Source organism: Agrobacterium sp. rho-8.1, assembly GCF_033957725.1.
GTDB lineage: Bacteria > Pseudomonadota > Alphaproteobacteria > Rhizobiales > Rhizobiaceae > Agrobacterium.
In genome coordinates this window covers 179262-198130 of sequence record NZ_CP192790.1, presented here as the reverse complement: position 1 = coordinate 198130, position 18869 = coordinate 179262, and the positions used below count along the sequence as shown (strand labels likewise).

The 18869-nt window shown below is 60.0% G+C and carries 14 protein-coding genes; 4 read left to right on the top strand and 10 right to left on the bottom strand.

Annotated elements, in window-relative coordinates; genetic code table 11:
- Positions 1–567: 567 nt before the first annotated feature.
- On the bottom strand, positions 568–1494 hold the full coding sequence (locus RMR21_RS23630) for an ArdC family protein (protein WP_498672063.1): 927 nt from the start codon (positions 1492–1494) through the stop codon (positions 568–570).
- A 286-nt stretch (positions 1495–1780) separates the two neighbouring features.
- Positions 1781–2368: a hypothetical protein gene (locus RMR21_RS23625; RefSeq protein WP_498672062.1), complete on the bottom strand. Its 588-nt coding sequence runs from the start codon at positions 2366–2368 to the stop codon at positions 1781–1783.
- 310 nt (positions 2369–2678) lie between these two features.
- On the opposite strand from RMR21_RS23625, the gene RMR21_RS23620 reads away from it, so the two are divergent.
- Complete coding sequence (locus tag RMR21_RS23620; protein ID WP_498672060.1) at positions 2679–2876, top strand: hypothetical protein; 198 nt, start codon at positions 2679–2681, stop codon at positions 2874–2876.
- A 186-nt stretch (positions 2877–3062) separates the two neighbouring features.
- Here the strand turns inward: RMR21_RS23620 and RMR21_RS23615 are convergent, their stop codons facing one another.
- The 3 genes from RMR21_RS23615 to RMR21_RS23605 all read right to left on the bottom strand — a co-directional run bounded on the left by RMR21_RS23615 (position 3063) and on the right by RMR21_RS23605 (position 6347).
- A complete protein-coding gene (locus RMR21_RS23615; protein WP_498672059.1) occupies positions 3063–3956 on the bottom strand; it encodes a DUF7007 domain-containing protein in 894 nt (297 codons plus the stop codon).
- On the bottom strand, positions 3953–5698 hold the full coding sequence (locus RMR21_RS23610) for a ParB/RepB/Spo0J family partition protein (RefSeq protein ID WP_498672057.1): 1746 nt from the start codon (positions 5696–5698) through the stop codon (positions 3953–3955). Before RMR21_RS23610 ends, RMR21_RS23615 begins: the two co-directional genes overlap by 4 nt.
- A 331-nt stretch (positions 5699–6029) precedes the next feature.
- Positions 6030–6347: a hypothetical protein gene (locus RMR21_RS23605; protein WP_077105409.1), complete on the bottom strand. Its 318-nt coding sequence runs from the start codon at positions 6345–6347 to the stop codon at positions 6030–6032.
- Positions 6348–6639: 292 nt separating this feature from the next.
- Here RMR21_RS23605 and RMR21_RS23600 point away from each other — a divergent pair, with 292 nt between their 5' ends.
- Positions 6640–6900, top strand: a complete 261-nt coding sequence (locus tag RMR21_RS23600) for a hypothetical protein (RefSeq protein ID WP_077105408.1) — start codon at positions 6640–6642, stop codon at positions 6898–6900.
- A gap of 164 nt (positions 6901–7064) precedes the next feature.
- On the opposite strand, the gene RMR21_RS23595 is transcribed toward RMR21_RS23600, so the two are convergent.
- The 4 genes from RMR21_RS23595 to RMR21_RS23580 form a co-directional block, all read right to left on the bottom strand.
- Complete coding sequence (locus tag RMR21_RS23595) at positions 7065–12158, bottom strand: helicase-like domain-containing protein (RefSeq protein ID WP_498672056.1); 5094 nt, start codon at positions 12156–12158, stop codon at positions 7065–7067.
- A 144-nt stretch (positions 12159–12302) separates the two neighbouring features.
- Complete coding sequence (locus RMR21_RS23590) at positions 12303–12908, bottom strand: DUF1419 domain-containing protein (RefSeq protein WP_498672274.1); 606 nt, start codon at positions 12906–12908, stop codon at positions 12303–12305.
- A gap of 64 nt (positions 12909–12972) precedes the next feature.
- Positions 12973–14007, bottom strand: coding sequence for a DUF3991 and toprim domain-containing protein (locus RMR21_RS23585; protein ID WP_498672272.1), 1035 nt, complete (start codon positions 14005–14007; stop codon positions 12973–12975).
- A gap of 201 nt (positions 14008–14208) precedes the next feature.
- Positions 14209–14385: a hypothetical protein gene (locus RMR21_RS23580; protein ID WP_206591147.1), complete on the bottom strand. Its 177-nt coding sequence runs from the start codon at positions 14383–14385 to the stop codon at positions 14209–14211.
- Positions 14386–15138: 753 nt separating this feature from the next.
- Between RMR21_RS23580 and RMR21_RS23575 the strand changes: the two genes are divergently transcribed.
- Complete coding sequence (locus RMR21_RS23575) at positions 15139–16518, top strand: amidase (RefSeq protein ID WP_498672054.1); 1380 nt, start codon at positions 15139–15141, stop codon at positions 16516–16518.
- Positions 16519–16757: 239 nt separating this feature from the next.
- Here the strand turns inward: RMR21_RS23575 and RMR21_RS23570 are convergent, their stop codons facing one another.
- A complete protein-coding gene (locus RMR21_RS23570) occupies positions 16758–17366 on the bottom strand; it encodes a TetR/AcrR family transcriptional regulator (protein WP_498672052.1) in 609 nt (202 codons plus the stop codon).
- 111 nt (positions 17367–17477) lie between these two features.
- Here RMR21_RS23570 and RMR21_RS23565 point away from each other — a divergent pair, with 111 nt between their 5' ends.
- Positions 17478–18689, top strand: coding sequence for an MFS transporter (locus tag RMR21_RS23565; RefSeq protein ID WP_498672050.1), 1212 nt, complete (start codon positions 17478–17480; stop codon positions 18687–18689).
- Positions 18690–18869: the final 180 nt, after the last annotated feature.

Genomic DNA, 18869 nt, shown 5'->3' with positions numbered 1-18869 from the left:
TACGCGATGGGGTGGCACAGGGCCGCAATGCAATGAAGGGCGGCCGGAGGAAACTTTGTTGTGCGCGAGGAATGCGAACGCAGTTCGCTGGGGAAGAAAGTTACAGACGGTCGTTGCGGGAAAACGATCGAGGCGCAGCCGGTCTCTGGTCAGACATGCCCCATCGAGCCCGCAGATGGAGCCCCGGAAACAGGGGGAGGGATATCGCTATGGCGATCTCGGGACTCGGACCCTTCGAGAAGGGCAATATTGGAATAATCACCTCGGACAATCCGTCGATCATCACCCATCCCCACCGAAAACCCATCTTATGAAAGGCGCCGGTTACATGGAAGTATCCGCGCGCGCTCGTTCGTCGGTGACGTCGCCTTGAGGATCCATTCGTCAGGACACAAAGCCAATAACTATTGGACGAGAGCCATCCTATGGACTCACGTCCGATACCGGCAATCCCTCGGTCTGTGGGAAGCTGGATCTCGCTGCAACAGGTCCCGCACTTGAACGGTGTCGGGTCGTGGCAACGACGGCCGGCGATGATTACCTTTGTTGCTGACAGAATGGTTGGCTTCAAGCCGCCTTGGTTCCCGCCTCGGCTTCCCGCTGCAGATCATGAAGATAACTCACAGCGCGCTGCGCATGTGCCGCTGCCTGAAAGATGGCGCGCTTGTCGCCTAACAGCACGCGCAGCCAGGACTGCAGGTAGGCGGCGTGATCGGGTCGAGGCTCCAGTTCCGGAACAATGCCAAGATCAGCACACAGGAAGCAACTCCCGAGTTCTGCAATCAACTCTTCGCGGGCACGCTCGCTTTTGTCCTTCGCGTAGCGGCTGAGATCGCGGCCGACACGGGAAGGATGTGCCGTCCAGTGCGTGGCTTCATGGCTGAGCGTCGCCACATAGGCCGCAGCATCGCGAAACGCCTCGAACGGCGGCATCTGAATATGATCCGTCACCGGCGAATAATAGGCCTGACCGCCGCCATGTCGGATCAGGGCACCTGTATTGAGGAAGAAGCGATCGGCCTGCTCGATCCGCTCTAGGGGATCAAGGTTCTCAGCAGGCTGCCCGTAGTAGCGACCGGGAAGTCCATCGATCTGTTCGATGTTGAAGACCGAGTATGTTTTGAGAAAAGGAATCTCACGGTCGATCTCATTGCCTAAACCGTCGCTTTCGGATTTTGTGAAGCGGCTGGCGAAGACGACAGTCGAGCCCGTTTCGCCCTTGCGCACACAAGCCCCGACTTCGAGCGCCTGCTTGAATGTCATCCACATCGATGAGGAGAAACCCCGCGCTACCCCCTCCGACCAGAGAAGCAGCACGTTCATTCCTGAATAGGGAAGGCCATTATGCCTCAACGGTCGGGTGATGCGCCCTTGTGTGTGGGCAACACTCCACGGCTTCATCCATGGTCGAACGCCCTGTTCGAGATCGGTCACGATACGATAGGTAATGCGGGAATAGATGTCGCTGCGGTCGCCTGCCGATTTCCTGGTCATCTTCATTTCTCCTTCTTGTCCGACCGCGCCGATCGCGGTCCGTCACGAAGGTCCTGAAGCAGGAGGCAAAGGATCTCGTGCGCACCCAAGGGGCTGGAACGAAGAGGAGGACGGCAAAGCCGTTGCGCGCGAAAACCGTCTCCTGCAGGACCACCGGCCGGGACGGACCGCGATCAACCGGGCGCTCTCCGGGTTCAAATCTCAACATGGAAAGGGCCGACCCCGACAAGGCCCGCCCGATTTGAAAGAAAGGAAATGAGCGGGGCCGGAGCCCCGCCGGTTGGGATCAGCCGAGAGCATCCATCTGAACTTCCGCCGCCTTGCGGTCGAGACTGGCACCCGGATTTTCGACCGGGCGTTCGAAGGGCTTCCAAGTCTCGCCGATGACCTGTTCGTAGGCGGTAACTGTCCCCTCTGCCGCCATCCTGAGGGAATGGGCCTGGATTCCTATGTCGGCCGCGAATTCTCGCTTGCGCTGGGCGGCGCTGTCGTAGCCGACTGGACCATCAAGGTCCTCGTCGCGAGCGTCGTTCGACGCCTTGGCGGTTGCGTCGCGCGCTTCCGTGACTGCGCGGGAGTAGAACTGCCCGGCGCCATGCGCCGATCCGACGAAGGCTCCGACGATGCGCTGCAGGTGTATCTGCATGGCCTTCTCGCCCAAACCTTCGGAGAGGCTGTCGGCGGTCTCGGCGATCAACCGCTCGTGGAGGCTGCTGATGCCAGCGCTGTCGACGACCGCAGTGCCGAAACTTTCGGCGATCTTGAGTGCCTGGGTGGCGTCGGGGCAGGAGAGGCGGACCATTTCGAGGGTGGTGCCGCGGCGAGGTTGCGAAAACCTGGCGTTGGAGCGGTTGGGAGTGGCGGACTTGGCCATGTCTATTCCTTCCTTGACTGCTGAAGCGGTTCCGGCCCGTGCCGGTCTGCCCTTCGATGCGGACGACCAAGAACCGGCAAGGGACGGGCGGTTTCACAGGTCCGATCCGACTGAGTCAGCAGGGCAGGGTTGCGGGCCAGCGGGTCTTGACCTGAGCAAACCGCGAGCCTGACCTCGCGCAGTGAGGTTGGATCGGCCGCCACGCGGCGCGACAGCGGCCTTGAAACGACCGACCGCCGGTTCAGACCGCAGCACAAGAAGGGCAGTTTGGCACGGGCCCGATGCCGATCCCCAGCAACGAGAAGGTACCATGGCCAAGACCGCCGTGCCGATGACATCGCAGCCAGGCAAGGCAAGCCCAGCACCAGCGCAGTCTTTTTGGGTCCGCCTGTATTGCCGGATGATGCACCAGCTCATGATCACGACGTTGGCAATCACCGATGACCTGCTCATCCATCTTCACTCTGCGAGCGATTATGTCGAGTTCGGGCCAATGCTCGACGGTTAGGCGGTCGACGAGCTCGTGATGGTAAACACGAGGATCCGATCGGCGCCGCGCCCGGCTCCACACCTTCACCGTCGTCGCCTGTCTTCCGGTGCGCACCGCAATCTGCCGCGTCAGACAATCGAGATGCCGCTGGGTCTAGCGCCGAGCGTCAAATTGCTTTCCCCACGTTCAAAGTACGGAGGTCGATCATGGCCAATCGCCCCGGCTTTCCCAGCCAACGAAGGAGGATGGCCCGTCATATTCGACGTGACGCGCGTGATCGATGACAAAACCGAACCGGCCGCGACCAGCATACTCCTCGCTTGGGACAAGGAAGCGTCGCCCATGGTTGCCTGGCGTTCGGTCACCATTAATGACCGCCACGACCTCGGTCATGCCAGCGTTTTGGCCAGACAGGATCGCGGAGGTGACAACGAAGTTGTTCCTGTGGCATTGATCGAACGCCCGACGGTCCTTGGCCCAGCTCTCGCCTTCGGCCAGCACGCAGCCGTAGATCATCTCCCAGGCATCCGGCCAGTTATTGCGAACGGTGTTCTCGGCCATGGACCGCTCGTAGGTGGTGAACAGGTCCGGGAAGGTAACCGCCACGATCGCCCACTCACAGTCCTCCTCGTACCACGGCGTGTCCTTGCGTAACAAAGGATGGACCTTGGCGTTACGATCAGTTGAGAGACGGAAACCACCGTGGCAGGAGGTCATATGGGAGACGACGCCATCGGCATAAATGACCGCCATATGCGATACACCCCATGGGGTACTCGCTGACATGCGGGTCCCCACACGGTTGAGGCTAGCGAGATCGCGTTTATGCCCGGCGGTCTCAGCGACGCGCGACCGGAATTCGGCCTCGTCAGCGATCCGACCGTCATGCCCGATGAAGTCGGCGCGCGTCAGTTCTGCAAGCGGTCGACGGACGGCGACGGCACGGCCAAGATAAGAAAATCCACTGGGTGAAAAGACCATAGCAAGGACCTGATCACCAATGCGGGCGACGGGCAGGCCGTCCGCGCTGGTAGCAAACTCCACCCCCGAAAGATCGGGGGTGGATGCAGCCATGTTCTGCTGGACAGCGGCGATCATGCTGCTGCCCTCTGGTCGCGGTCGTCGTGGTCCGGCAGATCCGCACCCTGCGGCACCCTGTCGACCACATCGTCGGCTTCTTGCTCGGTCTGATCGTCCGATGGGTCATCGAGATCGTTATCCCTAGCATCCTGGGACCCAGCGCCGACCAAATCCGTGCCAGCGCCTGCACGGATCCATTCGAGCAGTTGGTCTGCCGTTGGCGCGAAGCGGCCGGACGGATGGACAAAACAGTCATTTGCGAAATGCTCCACGAGCGCTGCGCGGGTTTCGCGGACCTTCTGCCGCGGCTGAACGGCCGCTTCGGCGCAAGACGCTTCCAGTGCCTGGCGAGACAGGCACGAGAGGAACTCCTCCGAACCCATGTTCGGCATGAATTCGTCCGCGCCGATCGCGACGCCGGCGATGCGCGAAACCATACCGCTGTTCGACATGCCGCGGCGGCAAGAGAGAACATCGATCAGCATGGAGCGGACCGCGACCCGGAGCTGTTCCTGATCGAAGGCGAGCTTGCCATGCTCGTCAAACAGTCCGACCGCATGGCGTGAGAGGCGCTTGCCCCCGTAGATGGTGCCATCAGCGCCGGAGTCGACGCGAACATTCTGCCCGGCGAAGGCGAGCACCGTCAGCGCCATGAGCATGTCATCATCGATCGGCGCGCGACCGAGTGCGTCATGTAGGGCGTCGGTGCGGAAATCACCGATCATGTCATGACCCTTCTGCGTGACGTCGGGCCGGGCCTTCGACATGGTGATTGCATCGGCATCATCGCCACTAGCGACCGATGTGTCACCAGCAACCCCCTTCGGCTTCGCCACCTCCGGCATGCGGTAATGCACGGACTGCACCTTGCCGTCACGATCCAGATAGAGCGCCGTGTGATCGGACTTGGAGAGCTTGCCATACACCTGGGAGGCCTTCTTCGGCAGCTCTGGCTGGCCCCAGCTGTTGACCTCAACAATTCCGCCGCGCTTGGGAAGGTTGCTCGTCATCCATTCGTGCTGCGCGCCAAGGAACCCTTCGACATTGGTGGTGTAGCGCCCGTCCTGGTCGGCCGGCGTGAAAAGGTCCTCCACCCACTCAATGCCGTAGGCCTGGGCCAGATCGTCACCAAAGCTCGCATCGCGGGCGTACATGCGCTTCTTGGTGAGCGCATTAGCGATCTGCCACCACGGAGCGGTGTCTCCCTTCTTCGGCTTGTGCGCTTTCCAGACTTCCTTCTGGTCCACCTGGCCTGCTGCCGCGATAATCCGCAGCTGCGGCTCGGACGGCATGTCGCCCAGCGCCATCTGCTCGAGCATTGCCGGCAGGACATTGGCAAGCAGACGCAGCTTGCGGATCTGGCGAACGGGGAGGGCGAGAGCGACGGCGATCGCTTCCTCGGTCCAGCCGAGAGCAACGAGACGTTCGATGCCGCGCCACTGATCCACGGGGTTGAGCGCCTCGCGAACCGAGTTTTCGACCATCGAGCGCATGGCGCCATTGTCGTTGGCGGCATCCACAACAAGGATTTCGATTTCTTCCAGGCCGGCGGCGATGGCAAGGCGCACGCGGCGATGGCCGGCATCGATGATATAGCCATTTCCGCCATCGGGTTCTGGTGCGACGACGGGAGGCTGGACGATGCCGACGGCCTTGATCGTGGCCAGCATCAGCGCGTCGGCCTGCGGCGACGACTTCGACTGGCGCATACGGTTGGGATTTTCTTTCAGCGCGCGCGGGTCAACCTTCATGATTTGCATGGGAGCAGTCCTTTCGAGAGGTTACCGACCGGCACCTTGCCGGCCCTTCCTGTCTTCTTTTTTTCGAAGACACCTCCCGGACCGCCGAGCGGCCGGACTGCCGCAACTGCGGCCGAGCATCCCTGCTGCGCGGGACGAGCGGGGCTAATAGCCCTGCGCGGGACAAGCGGCCGGGATCGCGCAGACCGCGGTTGAGCGACAGCGTCGGTAGGAGGACCGGTCTGCGATCGGTTCATCCTCCCTGCTTTTCTTTTTCCATTTTTCACGTCTCAATTCGAGCCGACGCTTGAAGACGATCAATGCTGGGGGCAGCGATGCCTGGAGGGCGCGACTAGGTTCGGCGCCCTAGAAGGGCCAGCGCGTCAGCCATCATACGCTTCAAGATGAGTTTCCGGTTTTCCGGTGCGACAAAGGCCGCTTCCGGGATAGCAACAGCAGCAGGCGAGGGCATGGCGGTTTCGGAGGGCGGAACCGGAAGGGGCTCTTCGATCATTGCGGGGACAACGATGTGCGTGATCGTTGTTTCATCGGATTTTACCGAAACGGTGACCTGTGCTCCAGAGCGGAGACGGTCGACCCCCGTTTGAGCGGCCTCTCGCTCATCTTGAGCTTCTACCAGCGATGACTGCGTTACAAGAAAAAAAGGCATGTTTTTCCACGGAGTGTTTTGATTGAGGTCTCGTCTGCAAATCGATCTCGGTCAAGGTGGGGGACCACATTTGCGGTCGCCTCCGACGCAAAAAAGGCGCTCGACCCGTTGGGGGAGCGCCTTTTTTTTAGATGCCAGGACAACGTCAAACGCCGCTGCGATTGCAGTGAGCAGGACATCGTCTCATTGAGAGGTGATGCTCAGATGTTGTTGACGAAGGAGAATTTCAAGTCGCGATCTGGACTACCCCCTGATAGATCTTCGCGTCTATCCGGACGTCAGGCGAGGCAGCATGAGCACAAATCCCGAGACCCGCAGAGCCATCGCGCAGCGTGTGATTGATCGCGCGGCGGCGCGTGGTATGCCGATCGACAAGGATCCTGCCTTCGTTGCTTTGCTGGAGGAATGGACCCGCGGAGATATCGACATGAAGGCTATGCGCGAACGGTACCTTGATGTAATCGCTCTTCAAACTGCCGAGCGGAGGGGCCAGCGCAAAAGCCCCCTAGTTATAAACCTCTCGAAATGGTCGGACGAGGCGAACAAAGAATAAAAAAATGGGCCTACGGAAACCGCGGCCCATGAAGTGTGGAGATTTAAAACCTCCAGAGGGGAACAGCTGCTGCGACGGAACTGGGAGGTGACCGTCATATGCATCAGCTGTAGGCACTATGCCTGATTTTTGATCATCAGGAAAACATTTATTATGCAACGCAGCTATGCAGGCACCGCGACGGTCTCGTCGTCCAGATCTGCCGCCAGTTGAGCTTCGATTGCCCGCAGCTTCAGCCGCTTGTCCTCCAGCTCGTCTGCGAACGCGAAAACGCCTCCGTCTCGCGAACGATAGGATACCAATCGCCGCTTGGCATCTTCGAGCCGCTGGCGATACTGGTGCTGTTCCTCATCAAAGCCGCCAAGTGCGTGCTCCAGCCGTGAGATGGCACCGAGCGGTGTGACCGTGATCGCCAGATCGATCTCGTAATCTGCGCCGGTGCGCTGGAGCAGGGTCTCGTAGCGATAGCCATCGCCCTTGCCGAACCGCTCGCTCTCGTAGACGAGATCAAAGCCGCCGATTGTCGCCAGATGAACTTCACCTTCTTTCTGGAGCTGAAGAAGCGTGAGGATTTCCTTCATCAGCGCTCGGCCCGCCTCCTTGCGCTCGGTGTGCTCTTCACCGAGTATCATCATGGTGAAGGCATCACCGGTGGTCGGTGCCAGTCGCACGATGTCCTGGCCGATCTCCCCGATGCGTCGGGTGGCGATTTCTATCTCTCGCTCTGCGTCACGCATCTGCCGGCGGACGGCATATTGGTCGTCCTCATGAGCCGCGCGCAGCCGTTCGAGCCTGGCAAGATCTGCCTCCAGTCCTGCCTTCTGCATCAGCCGCTCGTCGCCCGACGCGATCGCCTTGGCCATGGCGAACTGGTTGGCGGCACCTTCACCGATATCCTCCAGCTTGCGGATTGATGTATCGCCCGAAAGCGCTGCAGCGATGAACCGGGCCTTGCGCTCATTGTTCTGCCACATTGAGGCGTCGAGCGAACCTTCTGTGGCATAAGCGAAGATATCGACCTCGTCATGCTGATTGCCCTGGCGGACAATCCGTCCCTCGCGCTGCTCGATCTGCGACGGCAACCACGGCACATCGAGATGATGGAGCGCTTTGAGCCGCAGTTGGGCATTCACGCCGGTGCCCATCGTCTCCGACGAGCCGATCAGGAAACGCACCTTGCCGCCGCGGACATCGCCAAATAGCCGTTGCTTTGCCTCTGTCTTCTTGTAATCCTGCATGAAGGCGATCTGCGGTGCTGGCACGCCGAGGCGGATCAGTTCGTCGCGAATGAAGCGATAGGCCGAGAAGCCGCGGGACTTTTCGACATTGATCGTGCCGAGATCGGAAAAGATCATCTGGGCTGCCCCCGAAAGATCGAAGTCCTTGCCATCGGGGCGACGGTAGATGGCCTTGGCCGTTTCATCCCAGATCCGGTGGGCATTGCGGACGAGCAGATTGAGCTTGTTGTCCGCTTCGTTGGGGGCCGCCGGCATGACAAAACGCAGATCAATCGCGGCATGCCGTCCATCGGTGATGACCGAGAGCAGGATGTCGTCGCCGGGCTTGGCCGGTCTCTCACGCTGCTCGATCGCCTTGATCCGGGTATCCAGCATCTTCTGATAGCTTTTGAACAGCGCCGTTGGCTTGGCGGTCAGGATCTGTCGGCGACCGGTCGCAATATCTGGCACTTTCACATATTGACGCAAATCCTCCGGCATCACGACATCGGCGAAGGACCGGAACATGGCAATCAGCTCCGGCACGTTGACGAAGGACGCAAAGCGGCTGACTGGCTTGTACTTACCAGATGGCTGGATTTCGAGTTCCGTAGTTGTCTCGCCAAAGCAGGAGGCCCAGGCATCGAACTCGTGCAAGCCTCGCTCGGCAAGAGCGGCATGCCCGAGCAGGCGTTGGATCGAGAACATCTCGCCCAACGTATTGGTGATCGGCGTTCCCGAGGCGAGCACCAGCGCACGGCCGGGGTTCTTGGTCTCGATGTAGCGAGATTTCACATAGAGATCCCATGCCCGCTGCGACCCGTTCGGATCTATGCCTTTGAGCGTCGACATGTTGGTGGCGAACGACAACTTGCGGAATTCCTGCGCCTCGTCGACGACGATCTGGTCGACTCCGATTTCGGAGATCGTCAATAGGTCATCTTTGCGGGTGGCGAGGCCTTCAAGCCGTTCCTGCAACCCTTCCTTCAGCCGCTCAAGGCGCTTGCGCGAAACGCGGTCCTCGCCATCGACCTTGGTCAACAGATCCTCGTAAAGCTGCAGTTCGTCCTGGATCATTTGGCTCTCGAAGGCCGAGGGAACGGCGATGAAGCGGAATGCCGAATGCGTGATGATGATCGCATCCCAGTTGGCGGTTGCCGCTCGCGACAGGAAGCGAGCGCGCTTGTCCTTGGTGAAGTTGGTCTCGTCAGCAACGAGAATGCGGGCATTCGGATAAAGCGCCAGGAATTCGCGCGCGCCCTGCGCCAGGCAATGGCCGGGCACGACCAGCATCGCCTTGGCGATCAGGCCGAGACGCCGCTCCTCCATTATGGCGGCGGCCATCGTCATCGTCTTGCCGGCGCCGACGGCATGGGCGAGATAGGTCGAGCCATCTGCGATGATCCGCCAGATCCCGCGCTTCTGATGCCCGTACAAAGTAAAGGCTCCAGAGGCGCCGGGAAGTTTCAGATGGGAGCCGTCGAATTTGCGCGGCGCGATAGTGTTGAAACGATCATTGTAGTCGCGCGTCAGCCGGTCGGTGCGATCGGGATCGGTCCAGACCCAGTCCTGAAACGCTTGCTTGATCCTCTGTAGCTTGTCGCGAGCGGCTTCGGTGTCGACGACATTGAGCACCCGGCGCTCGCCGTCGGCATCTTTGAACGTATCGAAGATTTGTGGGACGCGGCTGTTCAACGCATCCGCGAGCAGATCCCCGGCATGCCGACGGCTGGTTCCCCATTCCGATGTGCCGGCGGCGCTATAGCCGAGCTGTCGAGCGTCGACCGTCCATGAGCCGAGTTCCGGCATATGGTGAATGCGGATATCGGCTTCCATCTTCTCTTTTACGAAAGAGGCGACATCAGCGGCCGGGATCCATGGTGCGCCGAGACGAGCGGTGATGTCGGAGGGCCGAAGGTCGGTCGGCTGAACCTCCAGAAGGGCGCGTACATTCCGCTGGTAAGCCGCATCGAGCTCGGCTGCAGCCTGCGCGGTCGAGAGTTTGGTCCGGACAGCCCCGGAAAGATAGTCATCGGCAGTTTGCCACGATCCGTTGACAGGATCCTTGAAAATGGCCTCGGCGAGTTCATCCACTACGGTCGCAGTATCGCTATGGAGCAGTTCGGCGATATGGTCGAGATCCACGTAGCCACGTTCATTCAACACGACAGCGAGCGCATCCGCAGATGAGGTGATGGTTGGTGCAGCCGGCGGCGCGATCACCCGTTCCGAAAAAATCGGACCCGGTTTGGCTATATCGGTTTCCAGATCGTAATCCTCGATGGAGGCGACCAGCCAGCAATCGGGATCATCACGGAAGGGCGCAAGGTTCGGTTGGCGATGGGTTTCCTTGACGTCACCGGTCTCGATATCTTCCTGGATCGAGACAGTCGTGTGATTGATGGGTCCGAAATCTCGCAAGAAGCTCGACCAGGCAATACGCAGCCGGACCTGGAGATCTCGCCAAGGCCGGTCCTCCTCCTGCGCCTTCAGCACGTCGCGCACGGCATCACGGATGCGGACCAGCTTGCTGATTATCCTGATGTGCTTTTCCGGGATGCCATCGCCAAAGCGACCCTTGCGAACGGTGACCTGCATGGCCGCTCCCTCAAGCATCTGCATCAGACCTTTCGACCGATCGAGGAAGAAGCTTCCCTCGCGAACACGACCATCCTTCGGCGGCAGATCGACGATATCGCCAAGTTCCGTCTCAAGCTCGACGTCGATCGGTGTCGGTTCACCGTCGTAACGGCCTGTGGGCAGTCGGGCGATGGCAGCGCCAAGTACGGCCTCGAGATCCTGATCGGCGGGCGCTATGCAGGTGTAGGTTTCGCCGAACGGACCGGAGACCGTCGAGTTGTTGCCCAGAACAAACTCGGGATTGCGCGCAAGCCAGCGATTGATCCGGATCGGCTCCGCGTCGGAGCTCGCAGGTCGAACCTCTTCCAGTTCCAACCACGAGAGATCGCCTGCCTCTTCGCCACCCATGCGTTTACGAAAAAAGACGATGTCCACGACGACATCCGTGCCGGCGTCGCGACGAAAACTGCCTTCGGGCAAACGGATGGCTGCGATCAAGTCAGCCGACTTGGCGATGTACTCGCGCGCGGTGCCGTCGAGCTTGTCGAGTGTGCCGTGCGTCGTGACGAAGGCAGCGAGGCCGCCGGGCTTTAGGAGATCGACCGACCGGGCGATGAAATAGTCATGCAAGCGCAGTCCAAGGTTCCGATAGGCGCGGTCTGACCGAACAATTCGATCGGAGAAAGGTGGATTGCCGATCGCCAGATCGAAGATCGGTGAGAACTCGGTCCGCGCGAAGTCGGCATCGATGATTCTAGCCTTCGGCTGCAGCAAGCGTACTATCCGTGCTGTGACCGGATCGATTTCGATGCCGGTGAAAAAGCTGTCTCGCCGCAATTCCTGTGGAGTCAGCGCCAGGAACAGGCCGGTCCCGATCCCTGGCTCGAGCACGCGCCCTCCGCGCCAGCCGAGACGCAGCAATCCCGCCCAGATCGCGCGGATGATCGCTTCCGGCGTGAAGTGGGCATATTGAGTGCATCGCGCAAGCGAAGCATAATCGGTCGGCGAGACGGCGCGCTCCAGCGCGCCCCCGACCTCGTCCCAGCCCCTGCGAAGATCGACCGCGCCCGGACGGCGGAACATGCCGTTGGCCAGTTCACTGGCACCGAAGCCGGTGAAGCGCATCAATTGCCCCTGTTCATTTGGCGTGGCCGGCCGATCCTGTTTTTCGATCGTGTCCGCGATCAGGATGGCCGCGACATTGGCGCGGGCACGATCCCGCCAGGATGCGGCAAGGCCTCGGTCGCCATCGAGGTAGAAGTTGGAGCGCTCGCCACGCGGGCGAGGGTGTGAATTGGTCGGGGCTACCAAGGCAGGGGCGGGCGCAGGTGGCGTCGGATCCGGCTCGTCATCGTTTGCCGCATCAGGTGCGGTGCCCGCGAAACCTGTGATGCCAAGACCAAGGGAGGTGGAAAGCGCGGTGTTACCGAACATGTCGAGTGAAAAGGAATTGCTGCTCATGCGATGAAACTCCTGATGAAGGCGCAATTTTGCGATCTGCCGGCGCGGGCAGCTCGAAGTGCGCAGAGGATGGGAATCCGGCCGGGCCGATTGTGGGAGAGTTCGGCCGCTCGCCGCGACCGGTTGTGACGACTGTCGTGCCGCTCAGGCGGCGATGGAGAGGGGGAGGTGCCTCAAATGCACAGGAAGCTTGGCGGAGATTTCGTCGTCCGTCAGATCATCGAGCAGTTTCAGGAACGCGCCCTCCTTGCCACTGTAGAGGACAAGCGTGCGATGCCCCCGGTCGCTTTGCGGCCATCGATCGCCCGCATAGCCGCGATAGTCGTCAGCCGTGCTGCTCCAGATGTGCTCGAGTCGCTCTTGCCGGGATATCGACCTGACCGGACGACTTTCCCGCTCGACGATGGCCACGCGCATATGCTCGGCCATGGAACGTTCGGACAGGTCGCAATATCCATGGAAGTGACGGATGATCCCATCGATGCGCAAGTTGAAGAACACCGACGTCACGGAGTCGGTCAGGAACTCACGCATGGCGAACGTCGATCCGCGTATCCAAAGCGGCGGGAGGATCTCGAACATGTAATCGTGCTCCGCTTCGGCGATCTCGAACCATTCACCGGCATAAAGGGATGAAGCATCGCCATCCCATCGGTCCGGTCGCTGGGCATGACGGTCGAACATGCGGTACATTTGCTGGCGTGTTGCCACGCCCTGGAAAACCTTGCGGATTGCGGCAGAGGGGTTCATTTCCGGCTCCTTGGGATATGTCCGGACCGAAGAGAACACCGTCGTCACGACCATGCTTATCTCTTCAATCCTCCATGACCTCTCCCGGGCCGCCGGCATCGTGTCCGACCGGGTCAAGGGCCGGCGCAGTCGGGCGAAGCCTCCCTTGACGCGGGGGGCGCGAATGCGGCACGCCGTTCTTTTCTCCTTCCTTTTCCTGCTTCACCCTTTCCCGACATTTCAGGACCTCGTTCCAGTCGTCCGCGGGCGGTCGCAGACGCAACCAATCGCATCCCGCCTGATCGGCCACTTCACGAAGGCGATATGCAAAGGCCTCGCCCTGGCGATTGGCGTCGGTCGCCGCGACAAGTTGCACATCCGGGTACCGAGCCAGTTGTCTTAACGCTGCGGCAGTGTTCGGCGACCACCCACCGCCGGTGCTGAGATAGAGGGTGTCTTCTCGTATCCCCTCGATAGCCGCGAGGCTCATCGCATCGATCGCAGCTTCCGTCACGCAAAGTCGGTGGGCTCCGGATGGGCCGAGCCGGAACAGTACCTTCGCGCCGCCCGTCGCAAAGCCCCGCCAGTCCGGGCCGCGTTCTTCCCAGCCACAGATGTTACCGTCCGCGTCAAAATGGCCAGCCCACATGCTTCCGTAAGGGCCTTCACGAAGTACACCCTGGTTGATGGCACCCTTCAGAATCCGTGCCGGTACGAAGCGCGTGAACCGCAGGTAGCGCCAGGTTTCGGATGACGGTCGAGGATTCCGACGCGATACCCATCGATCAAGGATCGTCGCAGTCGCTTTTTTCGCTGGCGCTGCCGCCATCCACTCCGGTTCTGTAGACTGGAAGCCGATCAGACCGGCCACACGGTCCAACGCCTCCAGGAAGCCGCCTCCGTCGAGGCGCGCAAGAAGTGAGAACACGTCGCCCTTGTCATCGCCTCGCGGATCGAACCAACCCTGGCCGCCATGGGTGACGATAACGATCTCACCGCCGCGGCGGTATTTCACGGCCCGGCGAGTACTTTCCTTCACATCGATCGCGAAGCCCGACGTCTCCAAAACAGCTCCGCACCCGACCCGTTCGCGAATTTCCTCTATATCTCTTCGCTTCATCATCTTTCCGATCGCTCGGCGATCGTCCCTTGTTCGTTCCCTTTCCGCACTCTTCGCGGCCCCCTTCACGCCCGGCGCGAAGAGCAAAGGCGGCAAGGGCGGGGTTGGCAATTGGTGAATCCTGCAAAGGATTCACCAGCCCCGGCGTAGCTTCCCTTGCCACCGCTCGCTCGCAAGCGGCAGCCGGAACGGCAGGGCGGCTCAATGAGCCGCCCAGGGAAAAAACTCGTGAACGATTTCGAGGTCGTCGCCGTCGTCGATCTCGTCGGAAGGTAGGACGCCGTATTCGCCGTCGACTGCAAAGACGGTGACCGGGACCATCAGGTCACGGGAGAGTTGGAAGGCGTGGGACTGTGCGAGAGAAAGATCGTGCGACATCGTGATCGGCTCCAGTGGGGAGCGGGCCAATTCCCGCTCGATGGCTCCGAAAAGGCCCTGAGACGGGCGCGATCACCTCGCAAGCAAAGCCAAGAGGCCGCAGCGTAGCTGCGGACCCTTCACGGGTTGATCGTGGAAGATCCGGATCTGGGCCAGGAAGCCGTCGACAGAGAGCGGGACTGGCCGTGGTTCATGCTGGCGATCACGAGGTGATGCCGCGTGTTGTCTTGTACCGACGTGGGCTAAACTTAAGACAGTTCTGATGGTGCTCATTCGAAAAGGGACGAGACCTATGTGAGCGGAGATGATGAGATTGTTCGCATTCCGGCCTGACCTCCCGACCTGTTGTCATCCTGTCAATTTCGCCAGGTATCGGCGGTTCGAGAAAGCCATTTTACTGATGACCGACGGTTCTGATGAACGAAAGGGTTTTGAACCTCACAGAAATGCCTGAAGAAACGCGGGAGTGGATAGGACATGCTTGGCCGTGACGAATTTTCCGTGTTGATCGAACGGTCAGGCCTGAACCTTGACGACGACCAATTTGAAGCTGCCCGTGCATCATACGCAAATCTCCGGGTCTTAACGGATTTGGTGCGAATACCGCGTGATCGCCGGGTCGAATCCCCCCACGTGTTCCGTGTCGATGGACCAGCAATTCCAAGGCCCTGCACCACGGACGATCGACCATCGACGGACGAGGTCTGACCGATGTCGGAGCTGTGGGAACTTGGGATCGCTGGGATCGCACGAGTGATTGCTCGTAAACAAGTCTCACCTGTCGATGTCGTCAATCATTTTCTCGCACGTGCTACGGCACTCAATTCCACACTCCATTGTTTCACGACAATCGAGGAGGATCTCGCACGCGTTGCAGCCCGCAAGGCTGAGGCTGAAATCATGGAAGGTCAATACAGAGGACCTCTGCATGGCATCCCATATGCGGTGAAAGACATCATCGATGTGTCTGGCCTTCCAACCACCAACAATTCCCGCCTCACGCTGGGTGACGTCGCCACGTCTGACGCGTCAGTCGTCGCAAGGCTGCGCGCGGCTGGCGCTGTCTTGCTGGGTAAGACTGAGACGCAGGAATTCGCCATGGGTGGTCCGGATTTCAGCTTGCCATTTGGGCCAGCACGCAATCCGTGGGATCTCGATCGCTTCACCGGGGGCTCGTCAAGTGGGTCGGCGGCAGCCGTCGCTGCGGGAACGGTCCCGCTTGCGATCGGAACGGACACGGGCGGATCGATAAGGGCGCCGTCAGCCTATTGCGGCATCGCGGGCATGAAACCGACATATGGTCGGGTGAACCGCCGGGGGATGACGCCGCAAGCCTATTCTATGGAGACCGCCGGCCCAATGACGTGGTCCGTCGAGGACAACGCGATAGCACTCCAGGCTCTTTCAGGTCATGATCCACGCGACTCGTCTACAGTCGACATTTCGTCGCAACCATGGACCGAGGCTACGGCTCTAGGCGTGCGAGGCATGAGGATAGGTCTTGTGCGCAGCTTCCATGAAGAGGAGCCCGGTTCCTTTTCAGACGAGTGTGTCGCCGTTTTCGAAGAGGCTGCCCGAGTGTTCGTGGGCGCTGGTGCCACCACCGTGGACGTTCGACTGTCTCCTTTGCGTCACTATTTCGCAGCTCAGCGCGTCATCATGTACAGCGAGGCGGCAGCCGTCCACGAAGACGATTTCAGGCGCAATCTCCATCTTTATGGTCCGTATTCGGTCGAGCGCTTTTTACCAGGCTTCTTGCTCACTGCGCCCGATTATCTCCAGGCATGCCGCCGGCGTGGGGAACTGACCACAGAGCTCGCCGAGGCCTTTTCATCAGTCGATCTTCTTTTGGTAATCGGTGCGCTTGGCGTCGCACCTCTCATCCATGACGTGACAAGAAATTCCCTTGTGAATGGGACTCCGTCCGTCAATGCCGCTTTCAACCTGACGGGGTCTCCAGCCATGAGTGTGCCCGCGGGTTTCGGTGCTAACGGCCTGCCCCTTTCGGTCCAGATCGTCGGGCGGAATTTCGACGAGCTCAGCATCTATCGCGCGGCTCAAGTCATCGAAGATAGAATGGGCTGCAGAGAGATCCGTGCGCAGGCGGCCGCAAAGGTCAACTTCCTTGCGTAGAGCTGCCTGCCCAAAGAAGTGCGCCTTCTTGCGACGGTTCTCCGCGACGCGATCGCTAGTCCGGTACAGCTTGACCGCAATTGGCGGACACTGTTGAAAAACTCCACTATCCGGGCAAGGCGCGCCCTTACCGATGCTCAGGGAAGTTTTCAACAGTATCGGTACAAAGCTGCCAAGTCAGCAATTGGCCCAACGCGGTCATTCAGCACCGCCACTTTGGCCAACCTTAGGGCCAGCCGTCACGCCGCTATGTGTAAATCCCATATCTGCATCAGTGCCGTGACGGCTTCGTTAAGATCGCCTCCATCAGCACCGTCCCGCGCTTCATATGCAATTCCCATCAGGAAAGTATGAAACAGGTTCGATAGCCCTCGAACATTCGTAGTGCTGACAAGCTCTCCCGAATCGACCGCACGCCTGATGCAGGTTTCGATGCCCCCACGATTTCGCATCCGATCCGCTCCGAGCACATTATCTACGTGACGATTGTCAGGCGCGCAGTTGCTGGCCCCGAGGATCATCAAGCATCCTGGCGGGTGCGTTTTGTCGGTTTGCATCTTTGCTGAAAGCCTAAGAGCCGTCTCGATAGCTTCGCGCGGTGGCAGAGCCTCATCCTTCAGGCTTGCGGTTACGCGCCCGTAGGAGGACTGATAGCGCAGGACGACCTCTTCGAAGAGGGCTTCCTTAGACCCGAAGGCCGCATAAAAACTTGCCGGAGAAATGTCTCCCATCGCGGCTTTCAGTTGATTGAGAGAGGTTGGCTCGTAGCCCTGCTCCCAGAACAGGATCATCGCGGCATTCAGTGCCTTCTCCCTGTCAAACGCCCTCGGACGTCCCGTTCGAGCCATATCGTGCCTCCTTAAACTAAATCTGTACTATTCGATCCAGAACAGCTTGCCAAGCGTATTTAGTGCAGATATGTGGATCGTTCGATCCATATATCAAGGTGCACGAACTCAATGAAAACTTGCGAACCTGTAAACGATACCGAACGATTGCCCGTTGCTGGCTTACTCGCACTAGCGATGACTGGCTTTATCTGCATTCTCACAGAGACGCTTCCCGCGGGGCTGCTGCCTCAGATCACTGAGGGTTTGGGCGTTTCTCCATCCCTCGCTGGCCAGATGGTGACTGTCTACGCCCTCGGTTCGCTGCTAGCGGCGATTCCTTTGACGATTGCCACAACCAGTTGGCGGCGCAGGACAGTCCTACTGTCCACCATCATTGGGTTTCTGATCTTCAACTCTGTTACAGCGATTTCGTCCAACTACACGCTCACCTTGGTCGCACGTTTTTTTGCTGGCGTTGCCGCTGGTTTGGCCTGGAGCCTTTTGGCAGGCTATGCACGACGCATGGTCCCTTCACACCAACAAGGGAAGGCGATGGCGATCGCTATGGTTGGAACGCCGATCGCGCTGTCGCTCGGCGTGCCGATGGGGACATGGCTTGGTGCGCAGGTCGGCTGGCGAACCGCCTTTTGGATTATGTCGATATTGACGTTGATCCTGATCGGCTGGGTCGTAATGAAAGTGCCGGACTATCCAGGCCAGAAGAAGGGCGATCGATTGCCCCTGCTTCGGGTATTTTCAACCCCCGGCGTTCGACCGGTCCTTTCCGTTGTCGTTGCATGGATGCTCGCTCACAACATTCTCTACACCTACATCGCACCCTTCGTTCAGTCGGCCGGGATGCAGGATCGGGTCGACCTTGTTCTCCTGGTATTTGGCTTGGCTGCGCTCGTCGGCATCTGGATGGCGGGAAAGCTGGTCGACCGTCTTCTGCGAGCAACCGTGCTGACCAGTCTAGCCGCCTTCGGCTTGGTATCTCTGCTTTTCGGGATCGTTTCGATGTCACCTTGGGTCATATATGGTGGCGTTGCCATTTGGGGCCTGACATTCGGCGGGGCCGCAACGCTCTTGCAAACCGCCTTGGCAGACACCGCGGGTGATGGTGCGGACGTTGCACTGTCGATGAACGTCGTCGCCTGGAATGGTGCCATCGCAGGTGGCGGTATCATGGGCGGTGTTCTTTTGGATGCGTATGGACCCACGGCGTTTCCCTGGGCACTGACCGTTCTGCTCGTCATCGCCCTTCTGATCACTTGGTCCGGGCGGGTGCGCGGATTTACACCAGGGGCACGTACCTCCAACGCAAAGGTGGGGGGACACTGACGCCTCACGAAGACAAGCATCGGTCCTATCGTTACCGCGATGGGGCCGAAACATGACCATGACCGATATGTGGAGCCATGTCTCCTATTGGCGCGAAGCAGAAGACGCCATTCCTCGGTACGAGACACCTCGTAGCCACAAATGAAGAGTATACTCTGTAGATGAATGCGCTGCAAAACG